Annotated in this window: 17 protein-coding genes and 1 pseudogene; 7 read left to right on the top strand and 11 right to left on the bottom strand. The window is 72.8% G+C overall.

Going from position 1 to position 17,769, the window contains the following annotated elements; genetic code table 11:
• A pseudogene (locus ACIF8T_RS32640) lies at positions 1-228 on the top strand (2-oxoacid:ferredoxin oxidoreductase subunit beta); the annotation flags it as partial.
• A gap of 481 nt (positions 229-709) precedes the next feature.
• On the top strand, positions 710-1,414 hold the full coding sequence (locus tag ACIF8T_RS32635) for a GNAT family N-acetyltransferase (RefSeq protein WP_400040049.1): 705 nt from the start codon (positions 710-712) through the stop codon (positions 1,412-1,414).
• A gap of 458 nt (positions 1,415-1,872) precedes the next feature.
• Here the strand turns inward: ACIF8T_RS32635 and ACIF8T_RS32630 are convergent, their stop codons facing one another.
• The 8 genes from ACIF8T_RS32630 to ACIF8T_RS32595 all read right to left on the bottom strand — a co-directional run bounded on the left by ACIF8T_RS32630 (position 1,873) and on the right by ACIF8T_RS32595 (position 9,203).
• Positions 1,873-3,015 carry a DUF475 domain-containing protein gene (locus ACIF8T_RS32630; RefSeq protein ID WP_400040047.1) on the bottom strand — a complete coding sequence of 381 codons (1,143 nt, stop codon included), beginning with the start codon at positions 3,013-3,015 and terminating at the stop codon, positions 1,873-1,875.
• Between the two features lie 19 nt (positions 3,016-3,034).
• Positions 3,035-3,526 carry a ribonuclease E activity regulator RraA gene (gene rraA / locus ACIF8T_RS32625; RefSeq protein ID WP_400040045.1) on the bottom strand — a complete coding sequence of 164 codons (492 nt, stop codon included), beginning with the start codon at positions 3,524-3,526 and terminating at the stop codon, positions 3,035-3,037.
• 50 nt (positions 3,527-3,576) lie between these two features.
• A complete protein-coding gene (gene otnC, locus ACIF8T_RS32620; RefSeq protein WP_400040043.1) occupies positions 3,577-4,221 on the bottom strand; it encodes a 3-oxo-tetronate 4-phosphate decarboxylase in 645 nt (214 codons plus the stop codon).
• Positions 4,218-5,492 (bottom strand): 3-oxo-tetronate kinase, encoded by a 1,275-nt coding sequence (gene otnK, locus ACIF8T_RS32615; protein WP_400040042.1) that lies wholly within the window; start codon positions 5,490-5,492, stop codon positions 4,218-4,220. The genes otnC and otnK overlap by 4 nt, the downstream gene beginning before the upstream one ends.
• Before the next feature lie 92 nt (positions 5,493-5,584).
• Positions 5,585-6,664, bottom strand: coding sequence for an isocitrate/isopropylmalate dehydrogenase family protein (locus ACIF8T_RS32610; RefSeq protein WP_400040040.1), 1,080 nt, complete (start codon positions 6,662-6,664; stop codon positions 5,585-5,587).
• A gap of 42 nt (positions 6,665-6,706) precedes the next feature.
• A complete protein-coding gene (locus ACIF8T_RS32605; protein WP_400040038.1) occupies positions 6,707-7,543 on the bottom strand; it encodes a sugar phosphate isomerase/epimerase family protein in 837 nt (278 codons plus the stop codon).
• On the bottom strand, positions 7,540-8,250 hold the full coding sequence (locus tag ACIF8T_RS32600; RefSeq protein ID WP_400040036.1) for an aspartate/glutamate racemase family protein: 711 nt from the start codon (positions 8,248-8,250) through the stop codon (positions 7,540-7,542). Before ACIF8T_RS32600 ends, ACIF8T_RS32605 begins: the two co-directional genes overlap by 4 nt.
• A 239-nt stretch (positions 8,251-8,489) precedes the next feature.
• Positions 8,490-9,203: a FadR/GntR family transcriptional regulator gene (locus tag ACIF8T_RS32595; protein ID WP_400040035.1), complete on the bottom strand. Its 714-nt coding sequence runs from the start codon at positions 9,201-9,203 to the stop codon at positions 8,490-8,492.
• 366 nt (positions 9,204-9,569) lie between these two features.
• Here ACIF8T_RS32595 and ACIF8T_RS32590 point away from each other — a divergent pair, with 366 nt between their 5' ends.
• The 4 genes from ACIF8T_RS32590 (at position 9,570) to ACIF8T_RS32575 (ending at position 13,289) form a co-directional block, all read left to right on the top strand.
• A complete protein-coding gene (locus tag ACIF8T_RS32590) occupies positions 9,570-10,865 on the top strand; it encodes a CitMHS family transporter (RefSeq protein ID WP_400040033.1) in 1,296 nt (431 codons plus the stop codon).
• Between the two features lie 245 nt (positions 10,866-11,110).
• Complete coding sequence (locus ACIF8T_RS32585; RefSeq protein WP_400040031.1) at positions 11,111-12,481, top strand: NAD-dependent succinate-semialdehyde dehydrogenase; 1,371 nt, start codon at positions 11,111-11,113, stop codon at positions 12,479-12,481.
• 20 nt (positions 12,482-12,501) lie between these two features.
• Positions 12,502-12,960 (top strand): cupin domain-containing protein, encoded by a 459-nt coding sequence (locus tag ACIF8T_RS32580; protein ID WP_400040029.1) that lies wholly within the window; start codon positions 12,502-12,504, stop codon positions 12,958-12,960.
• Positions 12,961-12,992: 32 nt separating this feature from the next.
• Complete coding sequence (locus ACIF8T_RS32575) at positions 12,993-13,289, top strand: antibiotic biosynthesis monooxygenase family protein (protein WP_400040027.1); 297 nt, start codon at positions 12,993-12,995, stop codon at positions 13,287-13,289.
• Between the two features lie 324 nt (positions 13,290-13,613).
• Here ACIF8T_RS32575 and ACIF8T_RS32570 read toward each other — a convergent pair whose 3' ends face one another.
• From ACIF8T_RS32570 to ACIF8T_RS32560, 3 genes are all read right to left on the bottom strand, one after another.
• Positions 13,614-15,338, bottom strand: a complete 1,725-nt coding sequence (locus tag ACIF8T_RS32570; RefSeq protein ID WP_400040025.1) for an acyl-CoA dehydrogenase family protein — start codon at positions 15,336-15,338, stop codon at positions 13,614-13,616.
• 70 nt (positions 15,339-15,408) lie between these two features.
• A complete protein-coding gene (locus ACIF8T_RS32565) occupies positions 15,409-15,966 on the bottom strand; it encodes a PadR family transcriptional regulator (protein ID WP_400040023.1) in 558 nt (185 codons plus the stop codon).
• A gap of 255 nt (positions 15,967-16,221) precedes the next feature.
• Positions 16,222-16,557, bottom strand: coding sequence for a YnfA family protein (locus ACIF8T_RS32560; RefSeq protein ID WP_400040022.1), 336 nt, complete (start codon positions 16,555-16,557; stop codon positions 16,222-16,224).
• A gap of 320 nt (positions 16,558-16,877) precedes the next feature.
• Between ACIF8T_RS32560 and ACIF8T_RS32555 the strand changes: the two genes are divergently transcribed.
• Positions 16,878-17,516 carry a hypothetical protein gene (locus ACIF8T_RS32555; RefSeq protein WP_400040020.1) on the top strand — a complete coding sequence of 213 codons (639 nt, stop codon included), beginning with the start codon at positions 16,878-16,880 and terminating at the stop codon, positions 17,514-17,516.
• Positions 17,517-17,769 lie beyond the last annotated feature (253 nt).

The raw sequence follows: 17,769 nt of genomic DNA, 5'->3' as shown, positions 1-17,769 counted from the left end.
CTGGTCCACGACGCGCACGCCGCGTCCCCCACCACCGCCTTCGCGCTGTCCCGGCTCGCCGACCCCGACACCCTGCACCACACCCCGATCGGCGTGTTCCGATCGGTGGAGCGGCCCGTCTACGACGCGCAGATGACCGAGCAGCTCGACACCGCGGTCGAGCGGCACGGCAAGGGCGACCTGGCCGCGCTGCTCGCCGGCGGCGACACCTGGACCGTCGTCGGCTGACGAGAGGGTCGGGGCATGGCTCGCTGGGTGGATCACGCGGGCGCGGCCTGACAACCGGCAGGTGATGCGGCTTGGGCAGTCAGTTCACCCTTGACCTGCGGCGCGTGGGCCCGGCCTTGTTCTTCCAGGGGGGCGACGGAAGTCGGCGTTCGTGCCGCAGCCGGTGTACGCCCTCCGGCTCACCGCGGGTGTCCGTTCGACCCGCTCGGACGCACCGTGGCACTCCGCCCGGCCGGTACTGGAGAACACTCGGGATCGGTCAGGGGTTCTCCCGGCTCGCCCTGTGGTGTCGGCGAGCCCTGGGCCGGCCGAGCCGGGCCGCTCATCGAGCCGCCTCCGAGCCGGTGCCGTGGAGAAGGATGCGACTCGCGTGGACCCTCGGCTCGCGCAGCGACCAGCGAGCACCATTCTGCGCGGGCGTACGCGTCGACGAGCCGGGCCGCGTACGATCCCAATCCTTCGATACGAGAGGTACAGCACGATGGTGACCTGCGACGATCCGGTACTCGATGACCCGGTGGGGCGGTCGCTGCACGGCCGGCACGCACGGTTCGCCCGTCGGCTGGGCCGTGCCACCGCCTACCTGCCCGGGGTCGCGACCTTCTGCGCGGTGTCCGCCGATGCGGACGCGGCGGCCTGGGCGGACCTGGCCCGGCTCCTCGGCCCCGGGGGATTCGCCGACATGTTCAGCAGTCCGGCCACCCCGCCGCCGGACTGGGAGCCGGTCTTCAGTCTCGAAGGCCGGCAGATGATCCGGCCCGGCGGTGGTCGGCCCGGACATTCCCGTCCCGGGACCGACGCCGAGGTGGTCGAACTGGGCGCGGGCAGCGTGCCCGAGATGCTCGACCTCGTCGCGCGGACCGAGCCGGGTCCGTTCCGGCCGCGTACGCACGAACTCGGCACCTACCTCGGTATACGCGTCAACGGCACGCTGGTGGCGATGGGCGGCGAACGGCTGCGGCCCTCGGGCTGGACCGAAATCAGCGCTGTCTGCACCGCCCCCGAGGCGCGCGGGCGGGGCCACGCCGCCCGTCTGGTCGGTGAGCTCGTCGCGCGGATCGCGGCGCGTGGCGAACGTCCCTTCCTGCACGTGGCCGAGGCGAACACCGGCGCGATCGCGCTCTACGAGCGGCTCGGCTTCGAGACGCGCCGGCACGTCACCTTCCGGGGATTCCGCACTCCGTGACACCGCGCGGTCCCGGCCGCCGAGTCGGGCCGCGCCGGTGCCACGGCGCGTCGGGTGGTGGGCGGGGCGCGCGCCGGCGGTGAGCTGGAGCGCGTGCACCGGCTGCCCGCCGTGGGCGGTCCGGCCGCGGCCGGCGTGGCCGGCGGTGGGGCGTCGGGCCCCGGAGCCGGCTCGCCTGTCCAGCGGGACCAACTCGACCGCCCAGGCGCGTCACCCATGACCGGCAGCCGCGGGGCAGCCCTCAGCCGCTCCGTCCCGCCTCCTGCCGGCAGGCCGTCGCCCAGCGGTCGGAGACCGGCGCAAGGGCCGTCGCGTCCCCGGGGTCGGGCGGTGTGATGACCGCTGGGACCCGAGGAGCGGCGGGGGCCGTTCAGCGTGGGATCGGCAGGGCCGGTCGCCCGTGCGGTGCCGCGACGCGAGGATCCGGCCGGTACGGGAGTGCGGGCCCGCTGAACCCGTCACACCCCGGACGACACCTCGGTCTTGTCGTCCGAGTCCGTGCCTTCGGCCGCCGCCAGCCGCTTGTTGCGGCGCACGGAGGAGAGGAAGGAGGCACCGATCAGGACGACGCCGATGAGACCGGTGACGATCTCGTTGATCTCGTACTGGATGGTGACGAGCAGGATCAGCGCCAGGGCGCCGATGGCGTAGTGGGCGCCGTGCTCCAGGTAGACGTAGTCGTCCAGGGTGCCCTGGCGGACCAGGTAGACGGTGAGCGAGCGGACGTACATGGCGCCGATGCCCAGGCCCAGGGCCATCAGCACGATGTCGTTGGTGATGGCGAACGCGCCGATGACGCCGTCGAAGGAGAACGAGGCGTCCAGGACCTCCAGGTAGAGGAACATGAAGAAGGCGGCCTTGCCGGCCAGCGCGACCGCCGACTTGGGCCTGCCGGTGCGCTCGGCCTCCTCCTCGGCCTCGTGCTCGCGCTCCTCCTCCTCTTCGAGCTTGTCCTCGAAGTAGCCGGACAGCCCGCCCACGATCATGTACGTGATCAGGCCGGCGATGCCGGACAGCAGCACCGTCTCGGCCTTGTCCACGTGCGCGCCGCCGTGCTGGTGGGCGTGGGTGGCGAAGGTCAGCGCCGAGATCAGCAGGACGATCAGCGCGATGCACACTGAGAGCATGTCGACCCTGCCGAGCTTGGCCAGCGGCCGCTCCAGCCAGGTCAGCCACTTGATGTCCCGGTCCTCGAAGATGAAGTCCAGGAAGATCATCAGCAGGAACATGCCGCCGAAGGCGGCGATCGCCGGGTGGGCGTCGGTGACCAGCTCCTGGTAGCGGTCCTTGTCGCTGAGCGCCAGGTCGACCGCCTCGATCGGGCCGAGCTGGGCGCTGACGGCGACGATCACGACGGGGAAGACCAGCCGCATGCCGAAGACGGCGATCAGGATGCCGATGGTGAGGAAGATCTTCTGCCAGAAGGCATTCATCTTCTTCAGGATCCCGGCGTTGACCACCGCGTTGTCGAAGGACAGCGAGATCTCGAGGATCGAGAGGATCGCCACGATGCCGAACGCGGTCCACCCCCCGAACAGGACCGCTGCGACCAGGCCGAGCGCGGTGACCGCGAACGACCACCCGAAGGTTTTCAGAACCACTGGCTACCCAATCGTGTGGTCAGGCGGGGTCGGGGAGGAGAGCGATGCCGTCGTCGTCGGCGTGCAGGACGTCACCGGGGCGGAAGGTGACGCCGCCGAAGGCGACGGGGACGTCGACTTCCCCGGTGCTGTTCTTGGCGCTCTTGCGGGGGATGGTGCCCAGGGCCTTGATGCCGAGGCGCAGACCGGCGAGGGCGGCGCTGTCGCGGACGGCGCCGTGCAGGACGAGGCCGGCCCAGCCGTTGTCCTGGGCGGCGCCGGCGATGAGGTCACCGACCAGGGCGGTGCGCAGGGAGCCGCCTCCGTCGACGACGAGGACGGCGCCGTCGCCCGGGGTGCGCAGCAGATCACGCAGCAGGCCGTTGTCCTCGTGGCAGGAGACGGTGCGCACCGGGCCGGCGAAGCCGCGGTGGGCGCCGAACTGGCGGAACTGCACGTCACAGACGCGCAGGTCCGTGCCGTACCGGTCGACCAGGTCGGCGGTGGGGACGGGGGTGACCGTGTCGGGCACGGTGGTACTCCTTCGTCAGGGGGCTGCCACGCCCGCTTCTCATCCGGCCGTCAGGGGGATGTGGGAGCGAGCGCGGCAGCCTGTTCGGGGGTGAGGGGACGGGTGGCGCGGCCTTGGAGGAGGAGGTGCAGCTTGGCGGTCTCCTCCAGCTCCTCGATCGCGTCGGCGGCCTGCTCCAGGGAGGCGCCGGCGACGACGGGGCCGTGGTTGGCGAGGAGGACGGCGTGGTGGGTGCGGGCCGTTCGCTCCGCGAGCGGTTCCAGGGCGCTGTCGCCGGGGGCGTGGTAGGGCAGCAGCGGCAGGGTGCCGACGCGCATGGCGTAGTACGCGGTGAGCGGGGGCAGCGCGTCGGCGGGGTCCACGCCGTCGAGGCAGGAAACCGCCGCGGCATGGGTGGAGTGCAGGTGCACCACCGCGTGGGCTCCTGGCCGGGCCCGGTAGAAGGCGGCGTGCAGGAACGCCTCCTTGGTGGGGCGTGGGCCGTCCAGGTGCCTGCCGGTCAGGTCGGTGCGGGACAAGTCGGCTGCCTCCACCGTGCCGAGGCTGGACCCGGTGGGTGTGAGGAGCAGGGCGCCGTCGGCCAGACGGACCGACAGGTTTCCGGTGGAGCCGTGGGTCAGGCCGCGCGAGAACAGGGAGCGGGCGGTGCGGACGAGGAGCGCACGGGCGGCCGACTCGTCGGCGTAGGCGGTCACTCGGTCTCCTCGGCCGGGGCGGCGAGTGCGCGGGTGAAGAGGTCGGGCGCTCCGAAGTTGCCGGACTTGAGCATGAGGGCCAGGTCACCGTGCTCGGTGGTGGCGTACGTCCACGGCACGCCGGGGTCGGCTTCCTCGCCGACCAGGACGGCGCGGACGCCGAGGGCGGTGGTGACGGCCCCCGAGGTTTCCCCGCCCGCCACCAGCAGTCGGCGCACGCCGCGCTCGACCAGGCGGGAGGCCAGGGCGCCGAGCAGCTCCTCGACCCGAGCGGCGGCCTCGGCCACGCCCAACTGTGCCTGTACCGCGGCCAGTTCCTCCGGTGAGGCGGAGGCGTAGACGAGGACGGGCAGGGCGGGGTCCTGTTCGTCGTACCAGGCCAGTGCCTCACCGGTGACGTCGCGGCCGGTGGCGGCGGCGAGGACGTCGAGGTGGAGGGAGGGCAGACCGGCGGCGTAGAACTGGGCGATCTGTTCCAGGGTGCGGGCCGAGCAGCTGCCCGCCAGGACGGCGGCCCGCCCCTCGCGCGGTACCGGTTCGGCGGTGGCCGCCCCGGCGGTGGGGTAGGCGTGGCCGAGTCCTTCGGCCAGGCCCGCGGCACCGGCGACGACGGGCAGTTCGAGCGCGGCGGCGCCGAGCACGGCGAGGTCGTCGTCGGTGAGGGCGTCGGCGACGACGTGCCGGACGCCGGCCCGCTGGTGGGCGAGTACGGCGTCGCGGACGGCCTCGGCTCCCCGGCGCACGGTGGCCCAGTCGACCAGGCCCACCGGGTGACGGGTCTGCGCGGACAGCAGGCGCACCAGGGCGGAGTCCGTCATGGGGTTGAGGGGGTGGTGGCGCAGCGGCGAGTCGGACAGCAGCCGGTCGTGGACGAACAGGTGGCCCTGGTAGACGGTGCGGCCGTTGGGCGGGGAGGCGGGGCAGTGCAGGGTGACGGCGGCACCCGCGGCATCCATCAGGGCGTCGGTGACGGGACCGATGTTGCCCCGGGGGGTGGAGTCGAAGGTCGAGCAGTACTTGAAGTAGACCTGCGCCGCGCCCCTGGCCCACAGCCAGCGCTGGGCGGCGAGCGACTCGGCGACCGCCTCGTCGGCGGGCGTGGAGCGGGACTTCAGGGCGACCACGGCGGCGTCGCAGTCCGCCGGCAGCGCGGTGGTGTCGTCCGGGGTGCCGAAGACCAGAGCGGTGCGCAGGCCCGCGCGCCGGAAGGCGGCGGCGACATCGGTGCCGCCGGTGAAGTCGTCGGCTATGCAGCCGATGCGCAGGGACATGGTCGGGCTCTCTCCTCGGGCTGTGCGTGGTGCGGCTCATGAGGTCCGGGGCGGGCGACGTGGGAACCCGCCCCGGACGACCGGGGGTGCTGCTACTGGCCGGCGCCGATGGCCTTGATGACGGCGGCGGTGAACTCGGTGGTGGAGGCGGTCCCGCCGAGGTCGCGGGTGGAGGTGCCGGCGGCGATCGCGTCGGCCACGCCCTTCTCGATGATCTTCGCGACGGTGGCGAGCCTCTCGTCGCCGTGCTGGGCGGCGAGCCACTCGAAGAGCATCGCGCCGGAGAGGATCATGGCGACCGGGTTGGCGACGTTCCGCCCGGCGATGTCGGGGGCGGAGCCGTGGGAGGCCTGGGCCATGGCGGTGGTGGCGGAGGCGTTGATGGACGGGGCGGTGCCCAGCGAGCCGGAGATCTCGCCGGCCAGGTCGGAGAGGATGTCGCCGAACATGTTCTCGGTGACGATGACGTCGAAGTCCTGGGCGCGGCGCACCAGGTGGACGGTCATGGCGTCGATGTGGAAGTCGTCCACCGTCACGTCCGGGTAGTCCTTCGCGACTTCCTGGCACACCGTGCGGAACAGGCCGGTGGTGAGCTTGAGGACGTTGGCCTTGTGGACGATGGTGAGCTTCTTGCGGCGCGAGCGGGCCAGGTCGAAGGCGACGCGGGCGACGCGCTCGGTGGCCTCGCGGGTGATGATGCCCAGCATGATCGCGGTGTCCGGGGTGGGCATGAACTCGCCGGTGCCGGCGAAGGTGTTGCGGTCGGCGTAGAAGCCCTCGGTGTTCTCGCGGACGATGACGAGGTCGGCGCTGTCGCAGACGGCCTTCGCGCCGGGGAAGCTCTTGGCGGGGCGGATGTTGGCGAAGAGCTGGAAGTGCTTGCGCAGGGTGCCCGAGGGGTTGAGGGCGGACTTGTGCGGCTCGGGGTAGCTGACGGAGTCGTGCGGGCCGAGGTACCAGCCGTCCAGCCCGGCGAGCGCGTCCTTGGTCTCCTCGGGGACCGGGGTGCCGTGGGTCTCGATGGCGGAGGCGCCGAGCGGCAGGGTCACCCAGTCGACCGAGACGCCCGCGGCCCGCGCGGCGGCGGTGGCGATCTCGACGGACGACGGGACGATCTCGGGGCCGATGCCGTCGCCCTCCAGGACGCCGAGGCGGTAGGTCGTGGTGCTCATGGTGCGGGTTCCTCTCAGAACAGGGTGGTGGGGAGCGAGGGGTCAGGGGGTCGAGGCCGCGGCGTCGGTCAGCGCGGTCCAGGAGCGGGCGGCGGCCTTGCGGCTGTCGCCGTCCTGCGTGTGTTCGAGGGTCAGCCAGCCGGAGAAGCCGCCTGTGCGCAGCGCGCCGAGCAGGGCGGGGAGCCGGGGATCTCCGACGGTCAGGGGGCCTCGGGTGGACGGTGCGGCGAGCTGCAGGCAGCCGGTGGTGGCGGCGTGGTCGGTGACGGCCCGGACCGCGTCGACACCTTCGGCATCGAGGTGGTGGGTGTCCAGCACCAGTCCGGCCGGGGCGTCGAGCGGGCGCAGGACGGCGAGCGCTTCGTCGGGGGTGTGCCACAGCGAGGTGGTGGCGTGCGACTGGGGTTCCAGCAGCAGCCGGCTGCCGCGGTCGGCCGCCTCCGCGGCCAGCTGCCGCACGGCGCGTTCGGCCCACTGGCGCTGCAGGTCCTCCAGTCCCGGCAGGAAGGTGCCGCGGGTCTGCCCCAGGGTGACCGGAACGCCCAGCTCGCCGGCGAGACGGGCCGCGCCGAGCAGCCGGTCGAGGGCGTGGCGGCGTACGTCCGGCGACGGGTCGGTCAGGGTCAGGCCGTCCTGTGCGGCGACCGGGCCGGTGCCGATGCCCAGCACCTTCAGGCCGGCGGCCGCCACGGTCCGCGCCAGCGCCTCGGCGTCGCGCACACCGCTCTCCCGCACCTGCACCTCCACACCGTCGTAGCCCAGCTCGGCCAGGTGCCGGACGGCTTCCGCGAGCGGTGCGGCGAAGCCGAGCGGCACCGGCGAGGAGCAGTCGTCGCCGGAGACGGTGTAGGCCAGCGGCCAGCGGAGCCCGGCGGTCACGGCGCGACCGCCGCGGCAGGGGTCACCGGCCGCTCGTCGGGGGTCAGCAGGGCGCGCAGTTCACGCGCGGCGGCGCCGGCACCGTCCAGCACCGGTACTCCCAGCAGGCCGGCCAGGGCGTCGCGCGCGGGGGTGAGCGAGTACTGCGCCAGCAGCACCACGTCGGCGTCGGCGCCCCCGGCGGCGTGCAGGGCGTCGGCCAGGCGGCGGGCGGCCGACCCGGCGTCGTCCGCCGCGGCGGCTTCCTCGCTCAGGGCGGTGACGATGTCGAGCGGACGGTCCGGGCGGACCGCCGGAACGAGCGCTTCGAGCTGGGCGGCGGCGGCCGGGACGGCGGGCGGGGTGGAGGCGACGACGGCGACACGACGGTAGGGACCGGCCAGGGCCGCCTTGAACATCGCCTCGTCGGACTTCAGGACGGGGACCTTCCACAGTGCGCGGGCGGTGTCCACGACCTCGCCGTAGGAGGAGCAGGTCAGCAGCAGTGCCCGGGCGCCGCCGTCCACGACGTGGCCGATCAGGCGGAGCATGCGGCGGCGCAGGGCGCCGGTGAGTCCGCCGGCCTCGCGGGCGTCCTCCAGGAGACGGTCGTCCAGGACGTTCCAGACCGTGGCCTGCGGGAACTCCCGCGCGAACGCCTCTTCGGCGATGCGGTGCGCGGCGGGCACGGCGTGGATCATGGCGACCAGCGGGTGGGGTTCGATCACCGGGTTTCTTACCTCTTCCGGTAGGCGGGAACCGGCAAGGGTCCCGACCGCGGGCCCGCCCCGGTCGGTGGGTGAACACCCGTGACAGCAGGGGGAGGGGCCCGGAATGGGGGCGGCAGAGCAGCAGTGCGTGGTGGTGCCGTGCCGTCACTGTAGGCGGAACCGGTCAACCGGTCAACCGGTTGTGCCGAGGTGAGGCCCGGGCTGCCGGCACGGGGCCGGCGGTCCGGGCCGCCCCGCTACGCCTCGCGCTGTTCGAGTGCCTCCATCAGGCGGCGGGAGGCGCCGTCCATGTGCCGGGCCATCGCCGCGCGGGCGGCCTCGGCGTCGCCCTCCGCGACCGCCTCGTAGATCGGGACGTGGTCGGCGTAGGCCACCTCGCGGGACCGTACGGCGCCGGTGCGCTCCACCCAGCCCCGCTGGATCATCGCGCGCATGCCCTTGAGCATGTCGCGCAGCACCGTGTTGCCGGCCAGTTCGCCGAGGGCGGCGTGGAAGGCGGTGTCCGCCTCGGGGAACTCCTCGTCCGGGCACTCCCGCATCGCCGTCAACCGGGCCCGCAGCAGTTCCACGCCCGCCTCGTCGCGTGCCTGCGCGGCCAGGCCGGCGACGATCACTTCCAGTTCGGCGCGGGCCTGCACCATGTCGCGGGCGCCCCGCTCGCCCAGGACGAGACCCAGTTCGAACAGGCGGTAGAGCACGTCGGAGTCGGCACCGCGGAAGTACGTCCCGCTGGACTGGCGGATCTCCAGCAGGCCGAGGAAGCCCAGCGACTTGATCGCCTCCCGCACGGTGGGCCGGTTCACCCCGAGCATCTCGGTGAGCTGCCGCTCGGAGGGGATGCGGTCGCCGGGCTGGACCTCGCCGGACATCAGGTAGTCGATCAGGCGACGGGATACCTCCGCGGCCAGCGGCTCGCGCGGCTCGACCGTGATTCTGGCGAGTTCGGCCATCGAATTCCTCACTTCGGTATTGACGCGATGGCCGGATTCTAGTTACCTACCGGCAATCCGGTAAACCGGTTGTCCAGAGTTCGGCGGGTGCGGCACACCTCCCTTGTCCCGCTGCCGGCGCCCCGGACGTTCCAGCCATGCCAGGCGCACTCCTGACGCTTCCAGCGGGCCGCTCCGCCCGCCGCGACCGTGCGCCCGCCGAACCGCCGTACAGGAGCCGCACGTACCATGACCGACCCGACGCACGAGCCGAGAACGGCATCGCGTGCGCTGCCGGTCGCCTTCCCGTCCGACACGCACTGACCCGCGCGCCGTCCCGCGCCGCCGGCCCACCGGCGGCCCTCAGCCCTGCACCAAGGAGCAACGATGCTCGCCGTCCTCGGCTTCGCCACCCTGGGCAGCTTCATGCTGCTCGTGATGCGGAAACACCTCTCCGCGTTCACCGCCATCATGCTCACACCGATCGCCGCCGCCCTCGTCGCGGGCAAGGGAGCCAAGCTCGGTGACATGATCATGAACGGCCTGGAGACCGTCGCGCCCACCGCGGCCCTGCTCCTCTTCGCCGTCCTCTACTTCGGCCTGATGATGGAGGTCAGACTCTTCGAGCCGATCGTCCAGGCCATCGTCCGCGCCTCCAAGGGCGACCCGGTCCGCATCGTGGTCGGCACCGCCGTGCTCGCCCTCCTGGTCGCCCTCGACGGTGACGGCACCACCAGCTACATGATCGTCTGCTCCGCCTTCCTGCCCGTCTACCGGCGCCTGGGCATGAACCCCCTCATCCTGGCGACGCTGGCGGCCATGGCGCTGGGCACCATCTCCGGCACCACCCCCTGGGGCGGCGCCGCCACCCGCGGCATCAGCGTCCTGCACCTGAGCGCCACCGAGTACTTCGTCCACATGATCGGCCCCATGGCCCTCACCAGCCTGGCCATCGTGGCCGTCGCCTACTGGCTCGGCCTGCGCGAACGCCACAAGATCGACCCGGAGAAGCTCGCCGCCTACCAGCTGGAGATCGCCTCCGGCGAGGCCTTCGAGCCGGTCAAGGCGGACTGGCGCATGTGGTTCAACGCGGCCCTCACCCTGCTGCTGATGGTGCTGCTCGTCCTGGAGGCCGCCGACCTGCTGGTGCTGTTCATGGTGGCGTTCGTCATCGCCCTGCTGGTCAACATCCGCGGCATCGGCGACCAGCAGGACCTCATCAAGCGCCAGGCCGCCAACGCCGTCCCCGTGATGATCCTGGTCCTGGCCGCCGGCGTCTTCACCGGCATCATGACCGACTCCGGCATGATCAAGGCGATGGCCGACGCGGCCCTCGCCGTCGTCCCGGAAGGCTGGGGCAACATGATCCCGTTGTTCACGGCCGTGCTCGCCCTGCCGCTCGGGTTCTTCATGTCCAACGACGGCTACTGGTTCGGCGTCGTCCCCGTCCTCGCCGAATCGGCGAGCCACTACGGCATCGACGCCAACGAGATCGCCCGCGCCGGCGCCATCGGCCAGATCCTCCACATGATGGGCCCCACGAGCGCCCCGCTCTGGGTCCTCCTCGGACTGGTCAAGGCCGAGCTGGGCGACTTCCAGCGGCACGCGCTGCGCTGGGGCGTCCTCGTCTCCGTCGCCTACATCCTCTTCGCCGTCGTCACCGGTGCCATCAGCGTCACCTGAGCCGCGCCCGGTACCTCGTACGTCTCCTCGCGCCCGGTGGGCCGCACGACCTGTCGGTGCGGCCCACCGGTGCGCGGTCCGTCGTCAGGACGGGCCGCGTCGAGGGCGGTGACCGGTCACCGGCGCGGTCGGCACCGTCCTGGACGACCCCGCCACCCGCACCCGTGACATCGGCGCACCCTCGGCACCGCCGGCCTCACCACCGGCATCCGCCGCAGCATCGAACACACCGGAGACACCCACCGATGATCGTTTCCACGAACCCGGCCACCGGCACCGAACTCGCCCGTTACACCCCGCAGTCCCCTCAGGAGGTCGACGGCATCCTCGACGCGGCGGTCTCCGCACAGGCCGCCTGGCGCCGACGCGACGTCACCGACCGCACCCCCTTGCTGCGGGAGACGGCACGCGTCCTGCGCGAGGGCCGCGACACCTACGCCGCACTCATCACCGCCGAGATGGGCAAGCCGATCACCGAGGCGCGCGCCGAGATCGAGAAGTGCGCCCTGACCTGTGAGTACTACGCCGACCACGCCCCGGACCAGCTCGCGGACCGGCCCGTCGCCTCCGACGCCGCCGAGAGCGCCGTCGTCCACGACCCCCTCGGCGTCGTCCTCGCGGTGATGCCGTGGAACTACCCCTTCTGGCAGTTCTTCCGCTTCGCCGCCCCCGCTCTGGCCGCCGGCAACGGCACCCTCCTCAAGCACGCGAACAACGTGCCGCAGTGCGCCCTCGCCGTCGAGGACGTCGTCCGCAGGGCCGGCGCCCCCGAGGGCCTGTGCCGCACCCTGCTCGTCGAGGTCGACCGGGTCGCCGGCCTCATCGCCGACCCGCGCGTCGCGGCCGTCACCCTCACCGGCTCCACCGAGGTCGGCGCGATCGTCGCCGCGCAGGCCGCCGCCGCACTGAAGAAGCAGGTCCTCGAACTCGGCGGCTCCGACCCGTTCATCGTCCTCGCCGACGCCGACGTCCCCCGGGCCGCCGCCACCGCCGTCAAGGCCCGCTACGTCAACGCCGGCCAGTCCTGCGTCAACGCCAAGCGGTTCATCGTGGAGGACGCCGTGGCCGACGAGTTCGTGGCCGCCTTCACGGCCGCCGCCGCGGCGCTGAAGGCCGGCGACCCCACCGACCCGGACACCGCGATCGGCCCGATGGCCCGTGCCGGCCTCCGCGACACCCTGCACGACCAGGTCCGCCGCACCGTCGACGCCGGAGCCGTCCTCCTCCTCGGCGGTGAGGTCCCCGACGGGCCCGGCTGCTCCTACCCGCCCACCGTCCTCGACCGTGTCCGCCCCGGCATGGCCGCCTTCGACGAGGAGACCTTCGGCCCGGTCGCCGCCATCACCCGCGTCGCCGACGCCGACGAGGCCGTCGCCCTCGCCAACCTGACCGAGTACGGCCTCGGCGCCGCCCTGTGGACCACCGACCTGGACCGCGCCCGCCGCCTCACCCGGGTCCTCGACGCCGGCGCCGTCTTCGTCAACGGCATGGTCGCCTCCGACCCCCGCCTGCCCTTCGGCGGCATCAAGAAGTCCGGCTACGGCCGCGAACTCGGCGCCGAGGGCATCCGCGAGTTCGTCAACACCAAGACCGTCTGGATCGGCCCCGCCGCCTGACCCCTCACCTGGAGAGCACCATGCACGACCACCCCGCCGACGAACCCTGCTTCCCCTCCTTCCCGCCCGCCGTGCTGCGCCCGGCCGAACTGACCGCCTTCAGCCGCGGCGGCGGTGCCCGCACCATCCCCCTGGTCACCCGGGCCGTCGGCGCCGAGGTCTTCCTCACCGGCCAGACCCTCTTCGAGGGCGGCGCCGGGATAGCCCTGCACACCCACAACTGCCCCGAGAGCGTGACCGTCCTCGAAGGCGACGCCGTCGTGGAGATCGACGGCACCGAACACCACGTGACCCGCTTCGACACCACGTACGTTCCCGCCGGAACCCCCCACCGCTTCCGCAACGCCTCCGCCACCGAACCCATGCGGATCCTGTGGATCTACGCCTCCGTCGACGCCACCCGCACCCTCGTCGGGACGGGCGTCACCGCGCGCGTCGACGCCGAGCACCACAAGGCGGCCGCCGAGGCCCGCGACTGACAGCGAAACGCCCCACGAGCAGGAGCAGAACCGTGATCACCGAGATCGCCCTGATCGAGATCCTCCCGGGCCGGGAGAAGGAGTTCGAGAAGGCCGTGGCCAAGGCCCTGCCCCTCTTCCTCGCGGCCGACGGCTGCGCCGGGGCCGACCTGCACCGCGGTGTCGAGCACCCCACGCGCTACCGGCTCATGGTCCGCTGGGAGACGGTCGAGCACCACACCGTCACCTTCCGCGCCTCCGAGGGCTTCGCCCGGTGGCGAGCCCTGGCCGGACCGTACTTCGCGGCTCCGCCGCAGGTCGAGCACGTCTACTCCGTCCTCGCGTCCTGACGCCGACGGCCGGGACCGCCACCGGTCCCGGCCGGTCCTCGCCCCCGCGGGGGCAGCGGACGACGACCGGACCCCGGCCCCGGACGGGCCGTCCCCGTCCGGGGCCGCAGGGGGCTGCGCCGCATCACCGTGAAGGGCGCGGGCCGAACGGCTCCCCGGGCACGGCGAGGGCCCCCGGGTACGGCCGGGAGTTCCAGCCGACGCCTCCGGCTGACCGCCGAACCCGCCGCCGTCCTCGAACCCGGCTCCGCCCTCGACCAGGAGACCGCCACCCGCACCGGGCAGGCCGCGGGCGGCCGCGGTGCCCCCGGCCGCGTCGATACCTCAGGGCGTCATCTCGTACGCCCCCGACAGGGCTTCGACGCGCTGCCAGACGCGTTCCGAACGCGCCCCGTCGACGACCGGGCGCCGGACCGCACCGAGCGCCCAGAGCTGCTGCTTCTCGGTCGCGGAGTCCTTGCCGTGCAGGTCGACGGCGTGCGCGGAGAAGTCCCGTACGAGGACGGCGAACAGCTCGTCGAGCACGTCCTCGTCGAGGCTTGCCAGGGCTGCCTGTTCCAGGACCAGCTGCCCGTGGACGACGAGCGCGAAGAGCTGCCCGACGGCCAGGAGCAGGTCGAGATCCCGGCTCTGCTCCTCGTCAGGGGCGGCCGTGAGGACGAACTCGCAGAGTGCGTCGGCCTGTTCCCGGAACCGGGCGACGTTGGGCAGGTGGGCGTACGCGTCGAAGGCCGGCCGCCAGTCGTGGAAACGCACCGAGCCGAGGCCGCGGGCCGGCCCCTGCCGGAAGAGGAAGTCGTCGTCGGCCGCGTCGAGGCGGGTCGGGACGGGCGCGTAGGCGACCGGGTCGAGGAGGTGGTTGCGCATGAACTTGAGGATCAGCGCCAGGTTGACGTGGACGGTGCCCTCCAGCTTCGGCAGGCCGCGGATCTCGACGGCGGCCTGGGCGAAGTAGTTGTCCTTCTCGAAGCCCTTGGCGGCGATGACGTCCCACATCAGGTCGATGACCTTCTCGCCCTCGGTGGTCACCTTCATCTTCGTCATGGGGTTGAAGAGGAGGTAGCGGCGGTCGTCGGGGCCCGCGGTGCGGAAGTAGTCGACGGCGCGGTCGCTGAACAGCTTCATGCCCACGAGCCGGACGTAGGCATCGGTCAACTCGCGCCGCACGTGCGGGAAGGCGGTGACGGGGCGGCCGTAGAGGATGCGGTTCCGGGCATGGGTGACGGCCTCGTACATGGCGTGCTCGCAGATGCCGATCGAGGCGGTGCACAGGTTGAACTTGCCGACGTTGACCGTGTTCAGGGCGGCGTCGAAGGCGGCGCGGCCGGTGTGCAGGACGTCCTCCGCGGCCACGGGGTAGTCCTCCAGGCGGAACTCGCTGACGTACTTCGACGAGTCGACGACGTTCTTGACCAGGTGGTACGCCGGGTGGCGGCTGTCGGCGGCGAAGAAGACGTAGCCGTCGGGGCCCTCGACGTCGGTGCGGCGGCCGAAGACGGAGACGAGCCCGGCGGCGTTGCCGTTGCCGATGTAGTACTTGGAGCCGGTGGCCCGGAAACCGCCCGCGCCGTCGGGCTCCAGCAGCATGTCGGTGGAGTAGATGTCGGCGCCGTGGGCCTTCTCGGACAGGCCGAAGGCGAACACCTCGCCCCGGGAGAGCAGTTCCGCGGCGCGGGCCCGGGCGACGGGGTTGTCGCTCTGCCAGACCGGACCGAGGCCGAGGATGGTGACCTGCCAGGCGTACCAGTAGTCGAGGCCGTAGAAGCCGAGTATCTCGTTGAGCGCGGCGATGCGGGCGGTGTCCCAGCGCTTGTCGCCCTCGTCCTCTCCGGCGTCGCGGGAGGGCGTGAGGAAGGTCGCGAAGAGCCCCTCCTCGGCGGCGAAGGCGAGGAAGTCGCCGAGCCAGGCGCGGGTCCGGTAGTCCTCGATCAGCCGGCGCTTGCCCCGCTCCTCGAACCAGTCGACGGTGGCGCGCAGCAGCCTGCGGGTCTCCGGGTCGAAGTGCGCGGGGTCGTACGTCCGCGGGTTGAAGAGCAGCGCGTCGGCCATGGGTGCCGCCTTTCGGCTGGGAGGGTGAGGGGTGGTCCGGGTACGGGTCCCGGGGAGCCCGCTGGGCCGGTCAGCGACCGGTGCCGAAGCGGGCGAGCGTGGCGAGGACGTCGTCGAGCCAGGCGATCATCATCCGCTCGTACGCGATGCCGCCGCGCAGCACGACGTGCTGGAGCTCCCGTTCGGCGTCGAGCGGAGCGTCCGCCGGGAGTTCCCCGAAGTCGCGGGCCTCGCCCGCGAGGTAGTGGGCGAGGCGGTCCGTGTGCGCCTGCCGGTGCCGCTCGACCTCGCTGATCAGGCCGGCCGGATCGGCGAAGGCGGCGCCCCGGACCTTCACGGCCAGGTCGTGCCGCACGCTCTCGGGCTCGGTCGGTTCGTGCAGCCACGCGGAGAGCGCGTCCCGTCCGGGCCCGGCGACGGAGTACTCCTTCTTGTCCGGACGCCCGTACTGCGGGACGTCCCGGACCTCGACCCAGCCGGCGGTCTCCATGCGCTTGAGGACCCGGTAGATCTGCTGGTGGGTGGCGGTCCAGAAGTACCCGATGGACCGCTCGAACCGCCGGGCCAGCTCATAGCCGGAGCCCGGCTTCTCCAGCAGGGAGACGAGGATCGCGTGGTCGAGCGCCATGCGCCCGATCTTGCTATGCACTTCGTTGCATAGCAACGCTGCCGCGGTGAGACACCGCTCACCCGGTGCAGGAGGCGCGCCGGTCCGGCGGACGCGGACGGCGCCGCGCCGGGAGTACGGGGCCGGCGGGAAGTCCCGCCCGGCATCGGGCAGTCCAGGACGATGTACACCCGGTCGCGGTCCGCATCGCGACAGCACGGCTGCCTCGGCCGTTCCGGGTGGCGCAGCCGGCCGGGTCGAGCGGCCGGAGCAGGATCAGTGGCCGCGGGGCGCGTACATGATCACGGCCATGCCCGCCAGGCACACCAGAGCGCCGATGACGTCCCAGCGATCGGGGCGGTAGCCGTCGGCGATCATGCCCCAGGCGATCGACCCGGCGACGAAGATTCCGCCGTAGGCGGCGAGGACACGGCCGAAGTCGTCGTCGTGCTGCCAGGTCGCCACCACGCCGTAGAAGCCGAGGGCGATGACGCCGGCGCCGATCCAGACCCAGCCCCTGTGTTCGCGGATGCCTTGCCAGACCAGCCAGGCCCCGCCGATCTCGAACAGCGCGGCGAGGACGAACAGGGCAACGGAACGGGCGACGACCATGCCGGAAGCCTACGGTCCGTGGCCGGCCGTACGGCGACGGCCTCCAGGACCGTCTCGTGCGCCCGGCCCGCGGCGATGTCGAGGCGGACCAGGTCCTCACCCAGGACCACCGCGAAGGTGAGGAACGAGCAGCAGCCGCCCTCGCGCTCCGCCGCCGCCCGCAGCCGGGTGGGGACCGGTGCCGGCCGTGGCCGGTGCACCGTGCGGCGGAATTCGTCCCCGATGGCGGGAACCGTTCGGCCGGAACGGCTCGTCAGTGATCATTGCCGCCGGTCGGATCGGCGGAGGAACCGTGAGGGAAGCAACAGTGGGGGGATGTCATGAAGCGTGCGTCTGCGGCAAGAGGGGGTCTGGCGGCCGTTGCGGCGCTGGTGGTGCTGACGGTCAGCGGCTGCCGGGGGGACGAGGCGGACGCCCTGCCCGTCGCTTCCCCGAGCGGACAGGCGTCCGCGCCCGCGTCGCCGACGCCCACGCCGACTCCTTCGGCACAGGACAGCGGTCCGCGCACCCTGGTGGACGCCTCCAGGGCGGGCGGCCTGGACAAGCTCCAGGGGGACGCGGCCCTGAAGGACGTCCCCGTCGACCCGGGCGAGATGCGGCAGGGCATGACGCTGGTCACCGGCAACTACGGGGACCCGGGCGGGCAGGGCGCGCCGGTGCTCTTCGAGGGCGTCGACCACGTGCCCGAGGACACCAGCAAGCGCCGTGAGCACTTGTTCCGGGGCATGCTCGAGTACATCCAGTGGGACCCGGAGCTCGGGCAGCCCCAGGCGGAGCCGGTGGAGCCCGGACCGCTCGGCGGCTCGGTGGAGTGCCTGCTCGCCTCGCTGAGCGAGGACGGCAACGTCATCTGCGGATGGGCCGACCAGGGCACGGCGGCTGTCGCGCTCTTCGAGAACAGCACGCTCCAGGAGGCCGGGAAGCTCTTCGTCGCGATGCGCGGCGACCTGGAGCGCTGAAGCCGGCCGGTCAGGACGGCAGCGGCATGACCCGGTCGAGCAGCTGAAGCACGTCACGGTCGCGGCCCGGGAGCCCGGGATCTCCCGGCGTCACGCGGACGGGCGAATCAGGTGGCGCGGCCGTCGTGCCCGCGTCCCGTGACGGCAGCGGTCCGCGCGGCTTCCGCTGGTCGCCCGCGGCAACGGTGACGAGCGGCGGCGGCCCGTCCGCCGGACCGGTCACCGCGGCGCGTTCGGGGCGACGCGCCGCCCG

Source organism: Streptomyces sp. NPDC085946 (assembly GCF_044540485.1).
GTDB lineage: Bacteria > Actinomycetota > Actinomycetes > Streptomycetales > Streptomycetaceae > Streptomyces.
The sequence above is the reverse complement of the archived record's forward strand: the minus strand, read 5'-3'. Positions and strand labels throughout refer to the sequence as shown.